Origin of the sequence: Pseudonocardia sp. Ae717_Ps2 (assembly GCF_001932475.1) — a bacterium.
Lineage (GTDB): Bacteria > Actinomycetota > Actinomycetes > Mycobacteriales > Pseudonocardiaceae > Pseudonocardia.
In genome coordinates, this window is sequence record NZ_MCIS01000001.1 from 3,836,259 (window position 1) to 3,857,380 (window position 21,122).

Below are 21,122 nucleotides of genomic sequence, written 5' to 3' on the forward strand. Positions count from 1 at the left end.
GAGGTCCCGTCGTGCCCACCGATCCCCCGCCCACCGCGGCCTCGCCGGTCCCGTCCGTCCCGCCCGGCGCACGGGGCTACGACGGGTTCGGCGGCACCATCGGCCGGACCGCCGCGACCTCGACGCGCTGGTGGCCGCCCGAGCCCGAGCGGGTCCGGCGACCGAACGTCGTCGTGGTCGTCGTCGACGACCTGGGCTACAGCGACATCGGCCCGTACGGCTCGGAGATCCCCACCCCGCACCTCGACCGGCTGGCCGAGGCCGGGCTCACCCTGGCCGAGCACCACACCGCACCGCTGTGCTCCCCGGCCAGGGCCGCGCTGCTGACCGGGCTCAACCCGCACCGGGCCGGGTACGGCTGGGTCGCCAACGCCGACCCCGGCTTCCCCGGCATGCGCCTGGAGCTGGGCGACGACGCCGCGACCCTCGCCGAGCACCTGCGCGCCGGCGGGTACGCCACGTTCGCCGTCGGCAAGTGGCACCTGGTCCGCGACGCGAACCTGGCACCCGGCCGGCCGCGGGACTCCTGGCCGACCCGGCGCGGGTTCGACCGCTACCACGGCTCGCTGGAGGGCCTGAACTCCTTCTTCCACCCCAACCAGATCACCGTCGACGAGCACGCCCTCGACGTCGACGAGTACCCGCCGGGCTACTACGTCACCGACGACCTCACCGACCGCGCGTGCGCGATGGTCTCCGAGCTGCGCGCGCACGACGCCACCCGGCCGTTCCTGCTGTACCTCGCGCACGTCGCGATGCACGGACCGCTGCAGGTGCCCGCCGCCGACCTCGCCGACCAGGAGGGCCGCTACGCCGCCGGGTGGGACGCCGTCCGCGAGGCCCGCTTCGCCCGCCAGCTCGACCGCGGCCTGTTCCCGCCCGGCACCCGGCAGGCCCCGCGCAACCCCGAACCCGGCTACGACGTGCCGCCGTGGGAGTCGCTGTCGCCCGACGAACGCCGCCGCTACGCCCGCTACATGGAGGTCTACGCGGCGATGGTGTCCACCGTGGACGCCTCGCTCGGCCGGGTCACCGCCCTGCTCGAGGAGCTGGGCGAGCTCGACGACACGATCATCGTGTTCACCTCCGACAACGGTGGCACCGCCGAGGGCGGCCCGGAGGGCACCCGCAGCTACTTCACCCGCTTCGTGCACCATCCCGTCCCCGCGGACTGGGAGCGCGACGTCGACCACGACGAGTCGCTCATCGGGTCCGAGGAGCTCGGCGTGCACTACCCGCGCGGCTGGGGACAGGTGTCGAACACCCCGTTCCGGTTCTACAAGGGGCAGACCTACGCCGGCGGGGTGCGGGTGCCGCTGCTGGTGTCCTGGCCGCGGGGCCTGCCCGCCGGACGGGTGCTGCGCGACTACACCTACGTCACCGACCTGGTCCCGACGCTGCTCGCGCTGACCGGGGTGCCCCGGCTCGCCGAGCGCGCGGGCACGCCGACCGCCGAGCCCGACGGCGTCGACCTGGGCGGGTTCCTGCGCGGCGAGGTGACCGCGAGCCCGCACATCGAGCAGTACTCCGAGATGGGCGGGCACCGCGGCCTCTACCGCGACGGCTGGAAGCTGCTCGCCCGCCACGAGCCGGGCCACCGCGACATCGACGACCCGGTTTGGGCGCTCTACGACGTGCGCACCGACCCCGCCGAGCTGGTCGACCTCGCCGCCGCCCATCCGCAGCGGGCCGCCGAGCTCGCCGCGGCCTGGGAGCGCACCGCCTGGGAGAACACCGTGTTCCCGCTGCTCGACCGCGGTGACCTGGCGGTGCGACGGCCGGGCGAGGCCCGCCTGGCCGAGCCGGTGCGGATCCTGCCCGGCACTCCGGTGCTGGAGCGCTACCGGTCCGCGCAGCTGGTCGCGTTCCGGTCGTTCGACGTCGAGGTCACCCTCGGCGGGCTCGCCCCGGGCGACGAGGGCGTGCTCGTCGCGCACGGCGACGCGTTCGGCGGCTACCTGCTCGCCGTCGAGGACGGGCGGCTGGTCGTGCTGCACAACGCGGGCGGCCGGGTGTCCACCGCGGACGGCCCGGCCCCGGCCGGAGCCCGCAGGGTCGTCCTGTCCGTGACGGCGACCCCGGACCTGCGCTGGCACCTCGCCGTCTCCGCCGACGGGGTCCCGGTCACCGCGCTGCCCGACCGGTGGGCGCTGACCGGGATCTCGGTCGGCCGCGACGCCCGCGGGCCGGTGTCCTGGGCGCTGCGGCGACGGCGCGGGATCTTCCGGTTCACCGGCGACCTGCGCGCGGTGACCTACCGGCCGGGCGCCCGCGTCGTGCCGGACGAGGTCGCCCGCACGGTCACCGCCGAGGCCGCGTCCCGGGCGGACTGACCCGTCGAACGGGCGGCCGGGCGGCGCCGTCGCGCTTCCCCCGTCCGCCCCCGGGCCGACCCCCACCGCCCGCCGTGCCTCAGCGCAGGCACGCCCAGAACCCGGTCAGCGCCGCGGCCCCACGGGCCGGCTCACGGGTCATCCACCAGTGGCCGAGACCGTCGAGGACCGCGACCCGGGCCCCGGCGCGGGTGGCCGCCCGGCGGCGTTGCTCCTCGGTGCCGACGACGTGGTCGGCGGTCGCCAGGACGGCGAGACCCGGCCGGGCCGCCGCGCGTTCCAGCGGCAGGCCGAGGCCGGGCGCACCGGCCGCGGCGGCGGACCGGTACAGGGAGAGCACCGCGCGGCCCATCTCCTCGCCCTGCCCGGCCGCGACGCGCGCCGCGACCGCCCGACCCATCCCGCGTTCCACCAGCACCGCGGCGCGCTCGGCGGGCGCGGCACCGAAGCGCGCCGCGACGTCGGCCTCGCCGACGCCCGGGGTCTGCCAGCGGCGGGCGAGCTCGTGCCACTCGTGGTCCGGGTCGAACACTCCGAGGGCGTCGCTGACCCAGCTGCGGACCAGGTGCGGGTGGCTCAGCACGACGTTGAGGACGTGGATGCCGCCGAAGTCGTGACCCACCAGGTCCACCGGCTCGCCGAAGGCCGCCAGCTCGCCGGCCAGCCAGTCGCGGTAGCCGGCCGGGGTGGCCTCGAACCCGGCGGGCAGGGGCGCACCGAAACCGGGCGGCGACAGGCACACCACGTCGGTCCGCGTGGGCGCGAGCTCCGCCAGCAGCAGGTCCCAGACCGCCGCCGTCTCGGGGTTGCCGTGGACGAACACCGCGGGCATCAGCCCGTCACCGGCGTCGTCGGCTGCAGGACCGACTCCACCAGCGCCTCGGTGCGCAGGTGGGTGATCGCCTGGTACTCGGGATCGCGCACCATGGCCGCGAAGGCCTCCCGGTCCGGGTAGCGGACCAGCACCACCATGTCCCACGCCTGCCCGCTCTCGGCGACCAGCGCCGGCTCACCGACACCGAGGTACACCACCTGCAGGCCGTAGCGGGGGTTGAGCTCGGCCCGGAGAGCGTCGGCGTAGCGCTGGTAGCTCTCCCGGCCGCCGTCCGGGCGGAACCGCAACAGGTTCAGCATCACGACCGGGCCACCGGGGTCGTCGGCCAGCAGGGCGTCCAGGGCGTGGTCTTCGATCTCGATCATCGGAACCTCCTGACACCCACCCTACACATACTTGTTGGATGACACGCAAATTTGTTTGCTAGTGTCCGGCCATGCGCCGTACCCAGCAGGAACGCCGCGACCAGGCCGAAGCCGCGTTGCTCACCGCCGCCGCCGAGCTCGTCGTCGAGCAGGGCGTGCGGTCGCTGACGCTCGCCCGTGTCGGGGAACGGGCCGGGTACAGCCGCGGCATCGTCACCCACCACTTCGGCGGGAAGCAGGCGTTGGTGGAGCGGCTGGCGCGCGCCACCCAGGCCGGGTTCGTCCCGGGACTCGACGACCTCCCGCCCGGCCTCGACCGCCTGCTGCGGCTGATCGACGGCTACCTCGGGGAGCTCGGCCGGATCGGTGCGTTCCACCAGGCCTTCCTGCTGCTGTGGGCCGAGGCCGCCACCCAGCCCGAGCTCGCCCCGATCTTCCGCGAACGGGACGCGGCCTTCCGCGCCGACCTGCGCGACGACGTCGAGGCCGGCATCGCGGACGGCAGCATCACGGCGGACGCCGGCGCGGACGAGGTCGCGACCGCCGTCGTCGGGCAGCTGCGCGGGATCGCGTTGCAGCGGCTGCTCGCCCCGGACAGCGTCGACACCGAGGCGCTGCGCCGGAGCGTCACCGCCCAGTGGCGCCGTGCCCTGGCCCGGTAGCCCGCTCCAGGTCCCGCAGCCACGGGGGCGCCGACACCGGGGCGGCGCCATAGGGCGCCCGTCCGGTCCTGGGAGAGGGCGCCGGATTCCGCTCCCGGCACCGCGTCGTCGGGTGCCCCACAGGGGTGCGACCCGGCACCGCCGGCCGGACCGATCGCGCAGGACGATCGACGGCGATGGCGGATCGTCGTTGGACACCGCCGGTCCCGGCCGCCTTGACTCGGACGGTGGCCGTCCCCGCTCCCCCGCCGTCCGCCCGCCACCACAGCTCGCACTGGGGTTCGTTCCGGGCCGTCACCTCCCCCTCCGGGCTCGCCGTGTTCCCCCGGCCCGGCGACCCCGACCCGTCGCCGCTGCTCGGCAACGTCGCCTCCGCCGTCGACCACCCGGCACGGGTGCGGCGCCCCGCGGTGCGGCTCGGGTGGTGGACCGACGGCCCCGGCCCGGACGCGCGACGCGGCGCCGACCGCTGGGTCGAGGTCGGCTGGGACGAGGTGCTCGACCGGCTCGCCACCGAGCTCGCCAGGGTCCGCGACACCCACGGCCCGCAGGCCGTCTACGGCGGCAGCTACGGCTGGGCCAGCGCGGGCCGGTTCCACCACGCGCAGAGCCAGGTCCACCGCTTCCTGAACACCGTGCTCGGCGGGTACGTGCGCTCGGTCGGCACCTACAGCGCGGCCGCCGCGGAGACGGTGCTGCGCCACGTGCTGGGCCCCACCGACGTCGTCTCCAAGGGGCCGGTGACCTGGGACCAGGTGGCCGCGCACACCGACACGGTGCTCGCCTTCGGCGGGATGAACCTGAAGAACTCCACGGTCGGGGCGGGCGGGATCAGCGCCCACGTGGAGCGCTCGGCGCTGGCCGCGGCAGCCGCGCGCGGCGCGCACCTGGTGAACATCGGGCCGCTGCGCTCGGACCTGCCGGCGCAGGCGCGCCCGCGGTGGCTGTCGCTGCCGCCGGGCACCGACACCGCGCTGATGCTCGGGCTGCTGCACACCCTGCTCGAGGAGGACCGGCACGACCGGGCGTTCCTGGACCGGTACTGCGTCGGCTGGGACCGGGTCGCCGGGTACCTGCGCGGCAGCGACGACGGCGTCGTCAAGGACGCCGTCTGGGCGGCGGGGATCACCGGGGTGGCGGCCGAGGCGATCCGCGGGCTCGCGCGGTGCGCGGCGGCCGGGCGGACCCTGGTCACCGTCGCGCAGTCGCTGCAGCGCGCCGAGTTCGGCGAGCAACCGGTCTGGGCGGGGATCGCCCTGGCCGCCGCACTCGGCCAGATCGGGCTGCCCGGCGGCGGGTTCTGCTACGGGCTGGGCTCGATCGGGCACTACGGCAGGCCCCGGGTCGACGTCGCGATCGGGGCGCTCCCCCAGGGCACGGGTGGCGTCGACGAGGCGATCCCGGTGGCCCGGGTCGCGGACATGCTGCTGCACCCCGGCGAGCCCTACGACCACGACGGCCGCCGCGGCCGCTACCCGCACGTGCGACTCGCCTACTGGGCGGGCGGCAACCCGTTCCACCACCACCAGGACCTCGGGCGGCTGCGCCGGGCCGTCGCCCGGCTCGACACCTTCGTGGTGCACGAGCCGGCCTGGACCGCGACCGCCCGGCACGCCGACGTCGTGCTCCCGACGACCTGGACGATCGAGCGTGACGACATCGGCGCGAGCCGCCACGACCCGGTGATGACCGCGATGCACCGGCTCACCGACCCGCCCGGCGAGGCCCGCGACGACCATGCCGTCCTCGCCGCGCTCGCCGAGAGGCTCGGCGCGGGCGCGGCGTTCACCGGCGGCCGGGACACCGACGGCTGGCTCGCCCACCTCTACGAGGTGACCCGCGCCGACCTGGCCGCCCGCGGTCTGCCCGCTCCGTCCTACGGCCGGTTCCGCGTCGAGGGCGAGCTCGCGCTCCCCACCCGTCCCGACGACGGGGACGTGCTCGCCGCGTTCCGCGCCGACCCCGCAGCGCACCCGCTGCCGACGCCGTCGGGCCGCATCGAGCTGTACTCGGCGACCGTCGCCGCATTCGGCTACGCCGACGCCCCCGGGTACCCGGTGTGGCGGGCACCGACCGACGCGCCGACCGCGCGGCACCCGTTGTGGCTGGTCGCGAACCAACCGGCGACCCGGCTGCACTCGCAGCTGGACTTCGGTGCGCACAGCGCCGCGCACAAGATCGACGGCCGCGAGGTCGTCGCCGTCCACCCGGACGACGCCGCGACCCGCGGCATCGCCGACGGCGACCTGGTCCGGCTGCACAACGACCGCGGGGCCTGTCTGGCCGCGGCCCGGGTCACCGACGAGGTGCGGGCCGGGGTGGTGCAGCTGCCGACCGGGGCCTGGTTCGACCCACTGGACCCGGCGGCGGAGCGGCCGTTCTGCGTGCACGGCAACCCGAACGTGCTCACCCGCGACGTGGGCACCTCGCCGCTGGCGCAGGGCTGCACCGGCCAGCACGCGGCCGTCGAGCTGACCCGCCACGACGAGCCGGTGCGCCCGGTGGGGGCGCACCGGCCGCCGGTGTGACCCGGGCGCGGGTCAGGCCGGGGACCAGCCCCAGGCCGGGGCGACGGCGGCGAGGTCGGTGAGCAGCCGGACGTTCGCCCCGGGCCCGAAGCCCGGTGGCAGGAACAGCACGACCTCGTCGGCGGCGGCGATCCCGGGGTCGGCGAGCACCGAGGCGGCGACCTCGTCGGGGGTGCCGTGGTGCACCGGGCTGATCCGCTGCCCGGCCGGGAGCTGCGCGCCGACCACCGGTTCGAGTGCGCCGCGCGGCCGGGACGCGGCCATCCCCTCGGTGCGGCGCTGGTGGTCGTAGGCGGCGTAGGTCTCGCGCAGCGCCGCGGTGGTCCCGGGCAGGATCGACGCGGCGACGGCGACCGGCGGCGGGGTGGAGCCGTGCACCTCGTACCAGGTGTCGCGGTAGGCCGCGATCACCCGGGCCTGGTACTGCGCGAACGTCTCCCCCTCGGCGAGGCCGTGCAGCACGGTGCCGGTGATCAGGCCGAGCCCGAGGCGGGCCGCGCGGCGCGCGGAGTCGGTGCTCGCCGCGCCGATCCGCAGCCGGCCGCGCAGCCCGGGGCTGTGCGGGGTGACCCGGATCGGGGTGCCGACCGGGGCGCCCTGGCCCGGCCCGTCGACGACGTGCAACGGCTCGCCGGACACCCCGGCGAGGAACCGGTCGAGCCGGCGCAGCGCCTCGGTCCGCGGGTCGGTGTCGACACCGCCGAACACCGCGTCCCACGACGCCTGGGAGCCGGTCGCGAGCGCCAGCTCCAGCCGGCCGCCGACGAGCAGGTCGGTGGTCCCGGCGGCCTCGGCGAGCAGCACCGGGTCCTGGTAGCGCATCGGGAGCACCGCGGAACCGAGCCGGATCCGCGACGTGTGCTGCCCGACGGCGGCGAAGAACGGCAGCGGCGAGGACAGGTAGTGGTCGAAGTGACGCTGGTAGGCCCACCCGGCGTCGTAGCCGAGGTCCTCGGCGGCCCGGTAGAGCGCGATCCCCTCGGCGAGCCCGGCGGCGGGGCCGTGGTCGTCGGACCAGGACACCCGGGTGTTGAAGCCGAGCCCGGTCACCGGGCGAGGCCCGCCCGCCGGAGCGGCCGTCCGTGGGCCCGACGCGGTCGACGACGTGGCCGGGGCGTTCACGCGGCGGCCCGCCCGGTCCCGGGCAGCGAGGCGAGCAGCGTGCGGGTGTACTCCGCGCGCGGCTCGTCGAAGATCGACGCGACCGGACCGGACTCGACCACGCGTCCGTGCTGGAGCACCGACACCGTGTGCGCGAGCTGGCGGACCAGTGCCAGGTCGTGCGAGACGAACACGTAGGTGAGCCCCAGCTCGGCCTGCAGCCGCAGCAGCGTCTCCACGATCCCGGCCTGCACCGTGACGTCGAGCGCGGAGGTCGGCTCGTCGAGCACGATCACGTCCGGTCGCAGCACCAGGGCGCGGGCGAGCGCGACCCGCTGCCGCTGCCCGCCCGACAGCGCGGCCGGGCGCCGGTCGAGCAGCTCCTCGGCCAGACCGACCGAGGCGAGGGCGGCCCGCACCAGCGCGGTGCGCTCGCCGCGGTCGCCGACCCGGAACCGGTCCAGCGGCTCGCGGACCAGCCGTCCGACCTTCCATCGCGGGTCCAGCGAGGTGAACGGGTTCTGGTAGACGAGCTGCAGGTGGCGACGGATGTCGCGCAGCTCGGCGCGCGAGCGGCCGTGCAGCGTGCGACCCGCGACGACGATCCGCCCGGCGTCGGGCCGCTCCAGGCCGAGCAGCATCCGGACCGCGGTCGTCTTGCCCGACCCGGACTCACCGACCAGCGCGTGGGTGGTGCCCGACGGCACGCGGAACGACACATCGTCGGCGGCGACGACACCGCCCGGGAAGGTCTTGGCGACGCCGTCGAGCTCGATCCGCGGCTCGGCCCCGGACCGTGCCCGTCCGACCGCGCGCAGCTCGGCCCAGCGGTCGGGGTGCAGCGCGGGCACGTCGGCGTGCAGCCGGCGCGCGTACTCCGAGGCCGGGCGCTGCGAGACCTGCCGGGTCGGGCCGGTCTCCTGCACGGTGCCGTCCTTGAGCACGAGCAGCTCCTCGGCCCGGTCGGCGGCGACGGCCAGGTCGTGGGTGATCAGCAACAGCCCGATCCCGAGCTCGGTGCGCAGACCGGTGAGCAGGTCGAGGATGCGGCGCTGCACGGTCACGTCGAGCGCCGAGGTCGGCTCGTCGGCGACCAGCAGCGACGGCTGGGGCAGGACCGCGAGGCCGATGAGGACGCGTTGCAGCATCCCGCCGGAGAGCTGGTGCGGGTAGGCACCGTAGACCCGGACCGGGTCGGGCAGCCCGACGCGCTCCAGGGTGTCGAGCACCAGGGCGCGCCGGTCCGCGGGCGCGACGCCGGCGGCGAGCGCGGCCGCCTCCAGGGCCTGCGAGCCGATGGTGCGGACCGGGTTGAGCGAGCTGGCCGGATCCTGCGGGACGAACCCGCGGGTGCGTCCCCGCAGTGGCCGGAACGCGCGCTCGGACAGGCCCAGCACCTCGCGGCCGTCGACCTCGACCCGGCCGGTGGCCCGGCCGGGTGTGGGCAGCAGCCGCAGCAGCGAGCGGGCGATCGTGGACTTGCCCGATCCGGACTCGCCGATCACCGCGAGCGAGCCGCCCGCGGCCAGTGTCAGGTCCACACCGGACACGACGCGGTGGTGGCCGTAGTGCACGGTCAGGTCCGAGACCCGCAGCAGCGGCGGTCCGGGCAGGTCGGTGGGTTCCGCGGCGCCGGCGGGATCGGCACCGGTGTCGGTGTCGGTGTCGGTGTCGGTGTCGGTGTCGGTGTCGGTGTCGAGGACGGTGCCGGTCAGTCGGTCGTGCGGAGCCATCGGCTGATCCTGTTCACGGAGAGGACGGTGACGATCGTGACGAGTGCCGGCGCCCAGACGAGCCAGGGCGCCAGCGGGTAGTCCTTGCCGGTCGCGACGAGCAGACCCCAGTCCGAGGCGGGCGGCGGGTCGCCGTAGCCGAGGAACGCGAGGCTGGCGATGACCAGCACCGAGAGCCCGAACTGCAGGACGGCGAGCTGCAGCACCGAGCGCGAGGCGTTGGGCAGGACGTGGCGCAGCAGCACGTGCCAGCGGGAGCCGCCGAGCAGCAGGGCGGCCTCGACGTAGACGGCCGAGCGGGTCTTGAGCACCTCCGAGCGCATCACCCTGGCGAACACCGCGATCGCGGAGATGCCGGTGGCGACGGCGGCGTTGATGGTCTGGAACCCCAGCGCGCTGACGATCACCACGGCGAGCAGGAAGCTGGGGATGGCGAGCAGGACGTCGACGAGCCGGGCGAGCACGACGTCGACGAGGCCGCCGAGGAACCCGGCGAGCAGCCCGATCGCGCCACCCACGAGGACACCGATCGCAACCGCGACCAGCGCGCTGGTCACCGAGGACGCGGTGCCGTGCACGATCCGGGCGAACACGTCACGGCCCAGCTGATCGGTGCCGAGCAGGTGCCCGGCGCCGGGTGGGCGGAACAGCTCCGAGGGGATCCCGTCGACCGGGTCGTGGCTGGTGAACAGCCCGGGCGCGACCGCCCAGGCCAGCACGAGCGCGACGACCACGAACGAGGCCAGCACCGTCGGCGGCGCCCACCGACGGGTCCGGGCGGCGCGGGCGTCCGGCTCGGGTGCCCCGTCGGTGCGGGTGAGGGCGGGGGCGCTCATGCGGTCACTCCTGCTTCCTGGCGGGCCACCGGTCGCACCCGCGGGTCGAGCAGCGGATAGACCAGGTCGGCGACGAGGTTGACGACGACGAACACGACGGCGGCGAGGGTGACCACCGCCTGCAGGACGGGCAGGTCCTGCATGGCGACCGAGCGTTCGACGAGACTGCCGAGCCCGGTGCGCCCGAAGACCGCCTCGATGATCACCGCGCCGCCGAGGACCTCACCGACCATCAGCGCGAAGACCGTCACCACCGGCAGCGACGACGGCCGGAGCAGGTGCCGCGCCAGCAGCCGGGTCCGGGTGAGCCCGCGGGAGCGGGCCACCGCCACGTACTCCTGGTCGGCCTCGTGGTCGAGGTTGGCGATGAGCACCTCGGCGATCTGGGCGGAGACCCAGATCCCGAGGGTGAGCGCCGCGAAGAAGGTCGCGACGGCGGAGTCGGCGTCGATGGCCCGGAACCACCCGAGCCGGAAGGAGAACACCTGGATCAGCAGCAGCCCGACCAGGAAGGTCGGCGCCGACAGCGACAGCGCGGGCACCGACCGCAGGATCGAGCTGTACGGGGCGGGCAGCCGGTGCACACCGAACGCGACGCCGAAGGCGATCACGACGGCGATCGTCATGGCCGATGCGGCGAGCGCCAGGGTGGAGGGCAGCGCCTCGGCCACCATCCCGGACACCGGCAGGTTGGACCGCAGCGAGAGGCCGAGGTCGCCCGTCACGAACCGGGACGCCGACTCCCACAGCTGGACCGGGACGGGGCGGTCGAGGCCGTAGTAGGCCACGATCCGCGCGATCTCCTCCTCGGTGAACCCGTTCTCGGGGTTGCGCAGCGTCGTCGTCACCGGGTCGCCCGGCAGGACGCTGATCACGACGAAGGTGAACACGTAGGCGAGGGCCACCACGACGAGCGACTGCCCGGCGCGGCGCAGCGCGTAGCTGACGTAGTCCCGGTTCATCGCGCGATCAGTCCTGCAGCCATGCGGTGTAGTAGTTCGCGTAGGCGACGCCGTTGTAGGTCACGCCCTGCACCCGCGGGGACTGCGCGTAGATGCGCTGCACGATCTGGGTGATCGGCACGAAGTACCCCTGGTCGAGGACGTGGGCCTGCAGCTGGTCGAGGAGCTCGTTGCGCGCGGCGGGGTCCTTCGCCCCGGCGATGCCGTCGGCGAGCTGGTCGAGCTTCTGGTCGCTGCGGCCGAGGCCGAACCAGTTCTCCCCCTTGTTCGCGTCGGTGAGCACGCCGGAGACGGTGCCGGCGTCGATGAAGCTGCGGGTGACCTCGTAGGCGGGCACCGTGGGGCTCCCGACGACGACCTTCTGCGTGTAGTTGACGACGTCGAGTGCCTGGATCGGCGCCTCGATCCCGACCTTGCGCAGCTGCTGGGCGATCAGCTCGTCGATCGCCCTCGAGGTGGCGAGGTAGGGGTTGGGGTGCAGCGTGACCGAGAGACGCTTCCCGTCCTTGACGCGGATCCCGTCGGGGCCGGGCACCCAGCCGGCCTGGTCGAGCAGCGCCGTGGCCTTCGCCACGTCGAAGGCGAACGACGACGAGTGGTCGGTGGCACCGGGGACGTTGCTCTGGATGAACGACTCGGCCTTCTGCCAGTCCGGGGTGTAGACGGTCGCGATGATCTCGTCGCGGTCGATGGCGTGCTGCACGGCCTGGCGGACGCGGACGTCGTCGAACGGGGCGACCGTCGTGTTCAGCGCGAAGCCGTTGACGAAGCCGAGGTAGCGCGGGGTGGCGGTGGTCAGGCCCTGCGCCTTGAGCGTCTCCAGCTCCTTGGGCGAGGGGTTGTAGGCGACGTCGGCCTGCCCGGACTGCACCGAGGAGGTGCGGACCTGCTGCTCGGAGACGACCTTGTAGGTCAGCGTGTCGATCCGGGCCGGGCCCTGGTGGTCCAGCGCGGCGGGCGCCCAGTCGTAGTCGGGGCGCTTGCGGAGCACGACGTTGTCGTCGTCGCGCCAGGACTCGACGACGTACGGGCCGGAGCCGATGTCGTTCGACAGGTCGGCCTGCTGGGCGGCGGGCAGTGCGAGCGTCTTCGGCGAGATCAGGATCGAGCCGTGGTAGCCCAGGGTCGGGATGAAGCCCAGCGTCGGCGAGCGGAACGTGACCTGCACCGTCGTGGGGTCGACCGCCCGGGCGGCCTGGTAGGTCTTCGGGAACAGCCCGATCGGCTTGATGCCCTCGTCGGGGCGGCCCTTGGCCCAGATGTCGAGGTTCGCGACGACGGCGGCCGCGTCGACCGGGGACCCGTCGGAGAACGTGACACCGGGACGCAGCTTCAGGGTGAACTCGGTGGCGTCGGCGTTCTGCTGCCAGCTCTGCGCGACCCACGGCGACACGGCGCCCTTGTCGTCGACGTAGACGAGCTTGTCGGTGACGTGGCCCCACACGTGGCCCTGGAAGCTGGAGATCGAGCTGTCGTTCGGGACCCAGGTGTCGCCGAGCGAGTCGATGAGGAAGGTCAGGTCGCCGCCGTCGGTGGGGGCGCCGGCGGCGGTGTTCTGCACCGCTCCGGTGCCGCAGGCCGACGCGAGGACGGCGGCGGCGAGGACACCGGCGGCGGCGCGCAGCACCGACCGGCGGGAGGGGGTGGTCATCGGGGGTTCTCTTCCTGCGGGGTGGGGCGGGACAGGAGGCGGCGGCCGGCGTCGAGGAACGCGGCGTCCGCCTGCGGCGGGTGGACCCGCACGCAGAGCACGTCCCGCAGGTGCCGTTCGAACGGCAGGTGTCGGGTGAGCGCGGGGTTGCCCAGCGCGGCGACGGCGGTCTCGACCGCCGTGATCGCCGAGCGGGCGATCTGCACCTTGAGCAGCGAGAGCTGCGGCAGGTGCGAGGTCTCGCCGGAGCCCGCGCGCAGCAGGGCCCCGTACAGGAGGGTCTCGGCCTGCGCGACGTGGGCGTCGATCTCGCCGGCGACGGTGCGGATGCGGTCGGTCTCGGCGATCGGGCGCCCGAGCGCGGTGGGGACCCGCTCGCGGGCGTAGCGGACGAACGCGGCCCGGGCGGCGCGCGCCACCCCGACGTAGAGCGCGGGGTGGCCGAGGCTCGCCGGGCCGGTGACGGCGGCCGGGTCGCGGTAGACGCCGTCGTCGCCGCGGGGGATCTCGACGAACGCGTCGAGCGGGAGCGCGACGTCGTCGTAGACCACGTCATGGGTGTTCGAGGCGCGCAGGCCCAGGTGGTCCCAGGTCTCGACCCAGCTGATGCCCGGGGCGTCGGCGGGCACGAGCAGGTGCCCGACGCGCGGCTCGTCGTCGTCGGTGACCGCCCAGACCACGTGGTGGGCCAGCGCGGTGCCACCGGTGGCGTAGGCCTTGCGGCCGGAGAGCGACCAACCGTCGCGGGTGCGGCGGGCGACGGTGGCGGGCAGCCCGCCGCGGGCCGGGGCACCCAGCTCGGGCTCGGCACGCACCGCGTTGATCAGGACCGGCTCGTGCACCGAGCGGCGCAGGATCTCCGCGTAGGTGGCCTCCGGCCAGGTCGCGGCGGCGGCCTGGCCCTGGTGCGCGTTGAGGGTGTTCGCGGTGATCAGGGCGACCGAGGGGTCGCCCTCGCCGAGCGCGACGAGGATCCGGGCCGCGTCGAGCAGCGACACCCCGGGGCCGCCGTGCCGCCGGGCCACGGTGGCGGTGAGCAGCCCGGCCCGGTGCACCGCGGCGATGCCCGCCTCGGGGACGGCACCGCTGCGGTCGTAGGTCTCGGCCGTGGCGGCGAGCTCGGCGGTCACCGCGGCCAACGCGGCGTCGGACAGGTCCGGGACCGGGAGCGCCGCGGTCCGCTCGTCGAGCGCGGTCACAGGACACCGGCCAGCGCGTCGGCGTCGAAATCAGGGGCGAACGCGCCCGGGTGGTCGGCCTGCAGGGTGCCCCGGCGCCCGGTGGCGTCGCGGTGCGCGAGCTCCTCACGGACCAGGGGCAGCACCCGGCGGCCGTAGTCGGCGGCGTCGGCGAGGGTGTCGTAGCCGCGGATGGACACGAGGTCGGCACCCAGGTCGATGTAGTCGACGATCGCCGCGGCGACGGTCTCGGGGGTGCCGACCAGCGCGGTCGACGCACCGCCCGCGTTCGTGACGGCGGCGGTGCGGGTCCACAGCGCACGGTCGTAGACCTCGGCGCGAGCGGCGAACTCCAGTGCCCGCTGCGAGCCGACGTTCTGCGGGCTGCCGGTGAAGCGGTGCTTGGTCGCGCCGCGCCGGAAGCTCGCACCGATGGCGTCGGCGTAGCGGTAGGCCTTGGCCCACGCCAGCTCGTCGGTGCGGTCGACGATCGGGCGGAAGGTCACCCAGATCCGCGGCCGCGGCCGGCCCGCGGCGTCGGCGATCGCGTGCACCCGGCCGATCTGGGCGCGGATGTCGGCGAGCGGCTCGCCCCAGAAGCTGAACACGTCGGCCTGCCGGCCACCGATCTCGAACGCCTCGTCGGACTGGCCGCCGATGGAGATCGGGATGGTGTCGCCGTAGGGCGCGAAGCCGGGCCCGAAGTCGTCGAAGCGGTAGAACTCCCCGTCGTGGCCGAACGCCTCGGTCTCGGTCCAGGCGCGGCGCAGCAGCGTGATGAACTCGCTGGTGCGGGCGTAGCGGCGGGCCTTGGGCAGGTAGTCGCCCTGGCGGGCCTGCTCGGCGTCGCTGCCGCCGGAGATGAGGTGGACGACGGCGCGCCCCTCGGTCAGCTGGTCGAGCGTGGCGAGCTGCTGGGCCACCACCAGGGGGAAGGCGGTGTTCGGCCGGACGGCGACGATCGGGCGCAGCCGCTCGGTGAGCTGTCCGACCGCGGAGGCCACGACGAAGGAGTCCGCGGTGTTCGAGCCGTAGGGCAGCAGCGTGTAGTCGTAGCCGGACTCCTCCAGGGTGCGCACGTAGCGCCGGAAGTAGGGCAGGTCGATGCCGCGGGTCGGCAGCGGGGCGAGCTCGGTGGAGGGGTTCAGGTGCGACAGCGAGATGAACTCGACGCGGCGGGCGGCCGTCTCGGGAACGGTGTCGGACGGGGCGGTCACGGGCGTGTCGGGCACGGTGTCTCCTCGGTGCGGGTACGGGCGGACGGCCGGGGCGCGGCGGTGCGGCACGTCCGGGGCGGGTGTCGGGTCACGGGTGGGCGGTCGGGCGCTGCGGCCCGGGGAGGTCAGAGGGCCTTGCCGGGGTTGAGGACGCCGCGGGGGTCGAACACCGATCGCAGCCGCTGCTGCAGGTCCACCAGGTCGTCGCCGAGCTCGTCGCGCAGCCAGCGGCGCTTGAGCAGGCCGACGCCGTGCTCCCCGGTCAGCGTGCCGCCCAGGCGCAGTGCCGTCGCGAACACCTCCCCGGCGACGTCCCACACCTGCTGGTCGAGCTCACGGCCCGGTTCGAGGACGAGGATCGGGTGCAGGTTGCCGTCGGCGGCGTGCGCCATCGTCGCGATCCGGATCCCGCTGCGGGCCGAGATCGCGGCGATCGCGGTGACCGCCTCGGCGAGCCGCGAGCGCGGCACCGCGACGTCCTCGACGAGGACCCGGCCCAGCCGCTCCAGGGCCGGCAGTCCGGCGCGGCGGGTGGCGAGCAGAGCCTGCGACCCGGCGTCGTCGGTGGCGAGGTCGACCCGCGACGCGAGCGGGGCGACCACGGCGCGCACCGCGTCGATCTCCGCGGCGGCGCCGAAACCGTCGGTCTGGACCAGCAGGAACGCCGCCCCGTGCGACGCGGCCCCGCCGGCCGCGGCGATCGCGTCCAGGCACGTCGTGTCGAGCAGCTCGGCGACGGCGGGCTGCAGCCGGGCCGCGGTGATCGCGGCGGCCGCGGCGGCGGCCGTGGTGACGTCGTCGAACCAGGCGGCCAGGGTCGCGGTCGCGACCGGGACCGGCCGCAGCCGGACGGTCGCGCCGACGACCACCCCGAGGGTCCCCTCGGAACCGACGAACAGCCCGGTCAGGTCGTAGCCGGCGACGCCCTTGACGGTGCGCCGTCCGGTGGCGACCCGGCGGCCGTCGGCGAGGACGACGTCCAGGCCGAGCACGGCCTCGCGGGTGACGCCGTACTTGGCGCAGCGCAGCCCGCCCGCGTTGGTCGCGATGTTCCCGCCGATCGTGGAGATCGCCGCGCTGGCCGGGTCCGGGGCGTAGCGCAGGCCGTGCGCGGCGGCCGCGGCATCGAGGTCGGCGGTGAGGACCCCGGCCTCGACGACGGCGAGCTCGTCGACGGGGGAGATCTCCACGATCCGGTCGAGACCGCTCAGGTCGAGCACCACGCTCCCGGCCCCGGCGACCGCTCCCCCGGACAGCCCGGTCCCGGCCCCGCGGACGACGACCGGGGTGCCGGTGGCGTGGGCGTGGGTCAGCAGCTCGACGACGTCGTCCACCGAGCGGGCGGCGACGACGGCATCCGGGATCGAGCCCGGGTCGAACCCGGAGCGGTCCAGGCGGGCGGCGGTCCGGACGGCCGGGTCGGTGCTCCATCCCGTCAGGGCGGACGGGTCGGTACGGGGGTGGGTCACGGTGCTGACGGCACGGCTGGGCACAGGGAGGTCTGCTTCCGGTTCGGCGCCCCGCCGCGGACCGCAGGGCGGTACGGCGGGGGCGGGCCCGCCGGGAGGGCGGGTCGGGAGGGCGGCGCGCGGTGGGGGCACGCAGGGACCGGAGGAGGGACCCGGGGGGCGGCGCTGCGGCCGGGTCTCAGCGGGCGCGACAGCCCGCGGAGAACACGGTGCCGTGGTCGATCACGCGGCGCCGGGTGAACCCGGTCGGCGCGGGCGGCGGGCACGACGGTGCCGGACGGCGGCGCGGCGCCGCGGGCCCGGTCGAGGTCGTCGTGTCCACACCGACGAGTGAATCCCGGACGACCGGTCGGGGTCCAGCGACGAATCGGGATCGGTTCCGATCACGCGACGCGATCGATGACCGCGTGGCGCCCCGTCCGGGCGGCGTGCGGGCCTCGGCGCCGGTCACGGCCGCGCCCCGGTGGCGACCGGGCGCGCCGGGTCGTTCGACCACGCCGACCAGGACCCCGGGTACAGCGCGGCGCGCACACCGACCGCGGCGAGCGCGGCCACCTGGTGGGCGGCGGTCACCCCGGATCCGCAGTAGACACCGACCGGCCGGTCGAGCGCACCGAGCGCGGCGAAGCGGGCGCGCAGCGCGGCGGGGTCGCGGAAGCGGCCGTCGGGGGCGAGGTTGCCCCCGGTGGGAGCGCTCACCGCGCCGGGGACGTGCCCGGCGCGCGGGTCGACCGGCTCGGTCTCACCGCGGTAGCGCTCCCCGGCGCGGGCGTCGAGCAGCAGCCCGTCGCGGGCCAGCGCGGCGGCGGAGTCGGCGTCGAGGACCGGCAGCGCGCCGCCGGTGAGCACGACGTCGCCGGGCTCGGGGTCGGGCACGTCCCCGGACTCGACGGGCAGGCCCGCGGCGGTCCAGGCGGCCAGGCCGCCGTCGAGCAGCCGGACGTCGTCGTGCCCGGCCCAGCGCAGCAACCACCACGCGCGCCCGGCGGCGAGCCCGCCGGTGGCGTCGTACACCACGACCGGGCGGTCGGCGCGCACGCCCCAGCGCCGCGCCGCCGTCTGCAGGGCCGCGACGTCGGGCAGTGGGTGGCGGCCGTCGCGGGGGTCGTCGGAGTGCGCGGCGAGCTCGGTGTCCAGCGGCACGTACACCGCGCCGGGCAGGTGCCCGGCACGGTGGTGCTCGCGCCCGTGCGGGTCGCCGAGGGCCCAGCGGACGTCGAGCAGCACCGGCGGGGTGTCCCCCGCCAGCTCGGCGGCCAGCGCACCCGCGTCGACGAGCACGGACACCGAGGGCAGGGTCGCGGCCAGGTCGGCGTCGTCGAGGTCGTGCGCCCCGGCCCCGTCGGCGACGGCGCGGCGCACCCGGTCCGCGACGGCGGCGTTGCGCGGCGCCGTGGTGCCGTGCAGACCGGCGAGCAGCACGATCTCGCCGTTGAGGAAGTCGGTCTCCGGGCTCACCCCGCGGCGCAGGCTCTGCCAGGTGGAACGCCCCGCGGCCGGTGCTCCGGGCACCGGCCGCACCACCAGCGAACCGAGGTCCGCGGTGGACTCCGCACGGTGGTCGGCCGGGTCGACGCCCGCGGCCCGGTACACCTCGCGGGCCTCGGCGCGCAGCGCGGCCGCGGCCCGCTCACGCAGTCGCCCCGGCGGGTAGAGCGCGTCGAGCGCGTTGCCCAGCACCTGCGGGAGCTTGCCCGCCTTCCAGCGCGGCACGTCGTCGACGAGCTGGGTGGGGTGGCGGGCCGCGGTCAGGTCGGCGGCGATCTCCTCGGCGCGCGCGTCGCGGCCCGCCGGGTACCGGCCGAGCCAGACCAGCCCGGCCGCGGGTGCGCCCGGCGAGACGACCTCGCCGGGGGTGAGGTAGGCCGTCGGCGAGCGCACGACGGCGCCGTACACGGTCGTGAACCGGCGCAGCGCGGCCCGCTCGGTGTCCAGGCCGTTCTGCAGCACGACGACCGGGAGCGACACGGCCGCGGTGCCGTCGGCGACCGGGCGTGCGGCCCAGTGGGCCAGCGCCGCGTCGGCGTCCTGGGCCTTCGTGGCCAGCAGGAGCACGTCGTCGGCGCGCAGGGTCACCTCGTCCTGCGCGGCGGCGGGTACGCCGACCCGCCGCTCCCCCTCGGGACGCAGGTACCGCAGGCCGCCGCGGAGCGCGGCGAGCTGCGCACCGCGGGCGACGAGCACGACCTCGCGCCCGGCGAGGTGCAGCTCGGCGGCCAGCGTGGCGCCGACCGCCCCGGCGCCGACCACGACGTAACGCGTCACCGCGGCACCGCCGCGACCTCGACCCGGGCCAGCGGGGACCCGACACGCAGCCGCTCCAGGAACAGCACCGCGGTGGCGGCGGCGATGCGGTGGGTCGCGTCGTTGAGGGCGTCGTGCACACCGCCGGCGACGCCGACCAGCTCCCCGTCCGGGAGGGCGGCGTAGAAGTCGCGGACGTCGGCGAGCGGGCTGACCGCGTCGGCGGCGCCGTGCAGGCCGAGGACCGGCACCCCGATCGCGGCCGGGCGGGCCCGGTCGACCCAGCCGTCGGGGAGCCGGCCGGTGAGCGCGCCGCGGCGGACGGTGTCGTCGGCGTCGAGGCGGCCGCGATGGGTCGGGCAGGACGTGCGCAGCGCGAGCTCGTCGGCCCAGTCCGGTGCGCCCGGGGTGGTGTGCAGCGGGAGCCCGGCCAGCACGAGGCCGTCGATGCCGGCCGCGCCGTCGGCGACCAGCCCGGCCGCGAACAGCGCGCCGGTGTCGGAGCCGACCAGCACCCGCGGCGGCGGACCGGCCTCACCCGGCTCCTCGGACGGGGTGCGGTCGAGCAGCGAGCGGATCTGACCCAGGGTGCGGGCGGCGTCGACGGTGGGGTCGCTGACCGCCCAGACGCGGTAGCCGTCGGCGGCGATGCGCCTGCCGAACCGCTCGTAGACCGCGGCGTGCTCGCCGCGGCCCGGGACGACGACGGTGCCGCGGGGACGGATGCCCTCGGGCTCGGTCCAGGACGCGAGGACCGGGGTCGTGCCGACTGCAGTCATGGAGGACTCATCTCTTTCTCGGGTGACGTCGTCTCGGGTGACGCCGGAGGACACCGGCCCGGGGAGGGCCGGCGGAGGGCGACCGGGGCCGCGCGCTCCGGACGGGTCGCGACCGACCCGTGGTTCAGCGGGCCGGACAGGCCGCGGAGCAGACGGTGCCGTGGTCGACGACCCGGCGACGCGTGAGCCCGCCGTCACGGCACGCGACGGCGGCCGGAACGTGCCGGCCGGGGGTCGCGGAGCGCGGGCGGGTCATGCCCACCATCACAGACGGCCGGGGCGCCCGGGTCCAACGACGAATGCGCATCACAACCGATCGCGATCCGCGATCATTGTCGGTAGCCTCGGTACCGTGCCCGCCGTCCTCGACATCACCGCGCTGCGGAGCATCGTCGCCGTCGCCGACCAGGGCGGGTTCCACCGCGCGGCGCAGTCCCTGACGTTGTCCCAGTCCGCGGTCAGCCAGCACGTCCGTCGCCTGGAGAAGGCCGTCGGACGCCCGCTGGTCCGCAAGGACGGCCGGGTCAGCCGGTTCACCGCCGAGGGCGAGGCGCTGCTCGGCGAGGCCCGTCGCATCCTGGCCGCCCACGACGACGCACTGCGCCGTCTCGGCGTCGGCGACACCCGCGAGTCCCTGGTGCTGGGCTCCACCGAGCACGCCGCGGACGAGCTGCTGCCCCGGGTCATGGAGCGGCTGCAGGAGGTGTTCCCCGGTACCGCGGTGCGCTTCCGGCTCGACCGCTCCAGCCGGCTGAACGACGCCGTCGACCGCGGCACGCTCGATCTGGCGATGTACATCGGCGACGTGGTCGAGGGCCCCGGCGTCGCCGCCGGGGCGATCCCGCTGACCTGGTACGCGGCGCCGGGCTGGCGTCGTCCCGCGGACGGTCCGGTGCCGCTGGTCGTGATCGACTCGCCGTGCACCATCCGGCGTCGCGCCCTGCAGACGCTGTCCGCCGCCGGGATGGCGGCGACCGTCGTCGGGGAGGCCGCCTACCTCGCCGGGGTGCTGAACGCGGTGCGCGGTGGTCTGGGGGTCGCGCTCGTCGCCGGGCTGGGCGACCCGCCCGAGGGGCTGGAGGAGTGCACCGACCTGCCCGGGGCGCCGTCGGAGCCGCTGCACCTGCGGGTCCGGGCCGGGGCCGACCCCCGGCTGGTCGAGACGGCCAGCGCGGCGCTGGCCGCGGTGCTGCCGCCGGCCGGGGACCACCCGCCCCCGGCCGGCTGAC

At 75.9% G+C, this 21,122-nt stretch carries 18 protein-coding genes; 4 read left to right on the forward strand and 14 right to left on the reverse strand.

Annotated elements, in window-relative coordinates; all coding sequences use genetic code 11:
- The first annotated feature begins 11 nt into the window (after positions 1 to 11).
- Positions 12 to 2,333 carry an arylsulfatase gene (locus Ae717Ps2_RS17525; RefSeq protein WP_075333619.1) on the forward strand — a complete coding sequence of 774 codons (2,322 nt, stop codon included), beginning with the start codon at positions 12 to 14 and terminating at the stop codon, positions 2,331 to 2,333.
- A gap of 79 nt (positions 2,334 to 2,412) precedes the next feature.
- Here Ae717Ps2_RS17525 and Ae717Ps2_RS17530 read toward each other — a convergent pair whose 3' ends face one another.
- Together Ae717Ps2_RS17530 and Ae717Ps2_RS17535 are read right to left on the reverse strand one after the other, a co-directional pair.
- On the reverse strand, positions 2,413 to 3,165 hold the full coding sequence (locus Ae717Ps2_RS17530) for an alpha/beta fold hydrolase (protein ID WP_075307395.1): 753 nt from the start codon (positions 3,163 to 3,165) through the stop codon (positions 2,413 to 2,415).
- Positions 3,165 to 3,533 carry a DUF1330 domain-containing protein gene (locus tag Ae717Ps2_RS17535; RefSeq protein ID WP_020623337.1) on the reverse strand — a complete coding sequence of 123 codons (369 nt, stop codon included), beginning with the start codon at positions 3,531 to 3,533 and terminating at the stop codon, positions 3,165 to 3,167. Before Ae717Ps2_RS17535 ends, Ae717Ps2_RS17530 begins: the two co-directional genes overlap by 1 nt.
- Before the next feature lie 71 nt (positions 3,534 to 3,604).
- On the opposite strand from Ae717Ps2_RS17535, the gene Ae717Ps2_RS17540 reads away from it, so the two are divergent.
- On the forward strand, positions 3,605 to 4,195 hold the full coding sequence (locus tag Ae717Ps2_RS17540) for a TetR/AcrR family transcriptional regulator (protein ID WP_020623336.1): 591 nt from the start codon (positions 3,605 to 3,607) through the stop codon (positions 4,193 to 4,195).
- 227 nt (positions 4,196 to 4,422) lie between these two features.
- Positions 4,423 to 6,723, forward strand: coding sequence for a molybdopterin-dependent oxidoreductase (locus tag Ae717Ps2_RS17545; protein ID WP_233147605.1), 2,301 nt, complete (start codon positions 4,423 to 4,425; stop codon positions 6,721 to 6,723).
- A 12-nt stretch (positions 6,724 to 6,735) separates the two neighbouring features.
- On the opposite strand, the gene Ae717Ps2_RS17550 is transcribed toward Ae717Ps2_RS17545, so the two are convergent.
- The 12 genes from Ae717Ps2_RS17550 to Ae717Ps2_RS39880 form a co-directional block, all read right to left on the reverse strand.
- The gene (locus tag Ae717Ps2_RS17550) at positions 6,736 to 7,773 is read right to left on the reverse strand and encodes an LLM class flavin-dependent oxidoreductase (RefSeq protein WP_075307399.1); all 1,038 of its coding nucleotides are present in this window, start codon (positions 7,771 to 7,773) and stop codon (positions 6,736 to 6,738) included.
- Between the two features lie 68 nt (positions 7,774 to 7,841).
- Positions 7,842 to 9,557 carry an ABC transporter ATP-binding protein gene (locus Ae717Ps2_RS17555; RefSeq protein WP_075333621.1) on the reverse strand — a complete coding sequence of 572 codons (1,716 nt, stop codon included), beginning with the start codon at positions 9,555 to 9,557 and terminating at the stop codon, positions 7,842 to 7,844.
- Positions 9,536 to 10,393 (reverse strand): ABC transporter permease, encoded by an 858-nt coding sequence (locus Ae717Ps2_RS17560; RefSeq protein WP_020623332.1) that lies wholly within the window; start codon positions 10,391 to 10,393, stop codon positions 9,536 to 9,538. Before Ae717Ps2_RS17560 ends, Ae717Ps2_RS17555 begins: the two co-directional genes overlap by 22 nt.
- Complete coding sequence (locus Ae717Ps2_RS17565) at positions 10,390 to 11,355, reverse strand: ABC transporter permease (RefSeq protein WP_020623331.1); 966 nt, start codon at positions 11,353 to 11,355, stop codon at positions 10,390 to 10,392. The genes Ae717Ps2_RS17560 and Ae717Ps2_RS17565 overlap by 4 nt, the downstream gene beginning before the upstream one ends.
- Positions 11,356 to 11,362: 7 nt before the next feature.
- Positions 11,363 to 13,006 carry an ABC transporter substrate-binding protein gene (locus tag Ae717Ps2_RS17570; RefSeq protein WP_075307403.1) on the reverse strand — a complete coding sequence of 548 codons (1,644 nt, stop codon included), beginning with the start codon at positions 13,004 to 13,006 and terminating at the stop codon, positions 11,363 to 11,365.
- The gene (locus tag Ae717Ps2_RS17575) at positions 13,003 to 14,205 is read right to left on the reverse strand and encodes an acyl-CoA dehydrogenase family protein (RefSeq protein ID WP_075307405.1); all 1,203 of its coding nucleotides are present in this window, start codon (positions 14,203 to 14,205) and stop codon (positions 13,003 to 13,005) included. The genes Ae717Ps2_RS17570 and Ae717Ps2_RS17575 overlap by 4 nt, the downstream gene beginning before the upstream one ends.
- Positions 14,202 to 15,416: an LLM class flavin-dependent oxidoreductase gene (locus tag Ae717Ps2_RS17580; protein ID WP_233147606.1), complete on the reverse strand. Its 1,215-nt coding sequence runs from the start codon at positions 15,414 to 15,416 to the stop codon at positions 14,202 to 14,204. Before Ae717Ps2_RS17580 ends, Ae717Ps2_RS17575 begins: the two co-directional genes overlap by 4 nt.
- Before the next feature lie 110 nt (positions 15,417 to 15,526).
- A complete protein-coding gene (locus Ae717Ps2_RS17585) occupies positions 15,527 to 16,870 on the reverse strand; it encodes an FAD-binding oxidoreductase (protein ID WP_075307408.1) in 1,344 nt (447 codons plus the stop codon).
- Between the two features lie 178 nt (positions 16,871 to 17,048).
- Positions 17,049 to 17,192 (reverse strand): hypothetical protein, encoded by a 144-nt coding sequence (locus Ae717Ps2_RS37370; RefSeq protein WP_020622810.1) that lies wholly within the window; start codon positions 17,190 to 17,192, stop codon positions 17,049 to 17,051.
- A 125-nt stretch (positions 17,193 to 17,317) separates the two neighbouring features.
- A complete protein-coding gene (locus Ae717Ps2_RS40420) occupies positions 17,318 to 19,135 on the reverse strand; it encodes a rhodanese-like domain-containing protein (RefSeq protein ID WP_075307410.1) in 1,818 nt (605 codons plus the stop codon).
- Complete coding sequence (locus Ae717Ps2_RS17600; protein WP_075333623.1) at positions 19,132 to 19,893, reverse strand: alpha/beta hydrolase; 762 nt, start codon at positions 19,891 to 19,893, stop codon at positions 19,132 to 19,134. Before Ae717Ps2_RS17600 ends, Ae717Ps2_RS40420 begins: the two co-directional genes overlap by 4 nt.
- 124 nt (positions 19,894 to 20,017) lie before the next feature.
- Complete coding sequence (locus Ae717Ps2_RS39880) at positions 20,018 to 20,149, reverse strand: hypothetical protein (RefSeq protein ID WP_255407920.1); 132 nt, start codon at positions 20,147 to 20,149, stop codon at positions 20,018 to 20,020.
- A 96-nt stretch (positions 20,150 to 20,245) separates the two neighbouring features.
- On the opposite strand from Ae717Ps2_RS39880, the gene Ae717Ps2_RS17605 reads away from it, so the two are divergent.
- The gene (locus Ae717Ps2_RS17605) at positions 20,246 to 21,121 is read left to right on the forward strand and encodes a LysR substrate-binding domain-containing protein (RefSeq protein WP_075307414.1); all 876 of its coding nucleotides are present in this window, start codon (positions 20,246 to 20,248) and stop codon (positions 21,119 to 21,121) included.
- The last annotated feature ends 1 nt before the right edge of the window (position 21,122 follow it).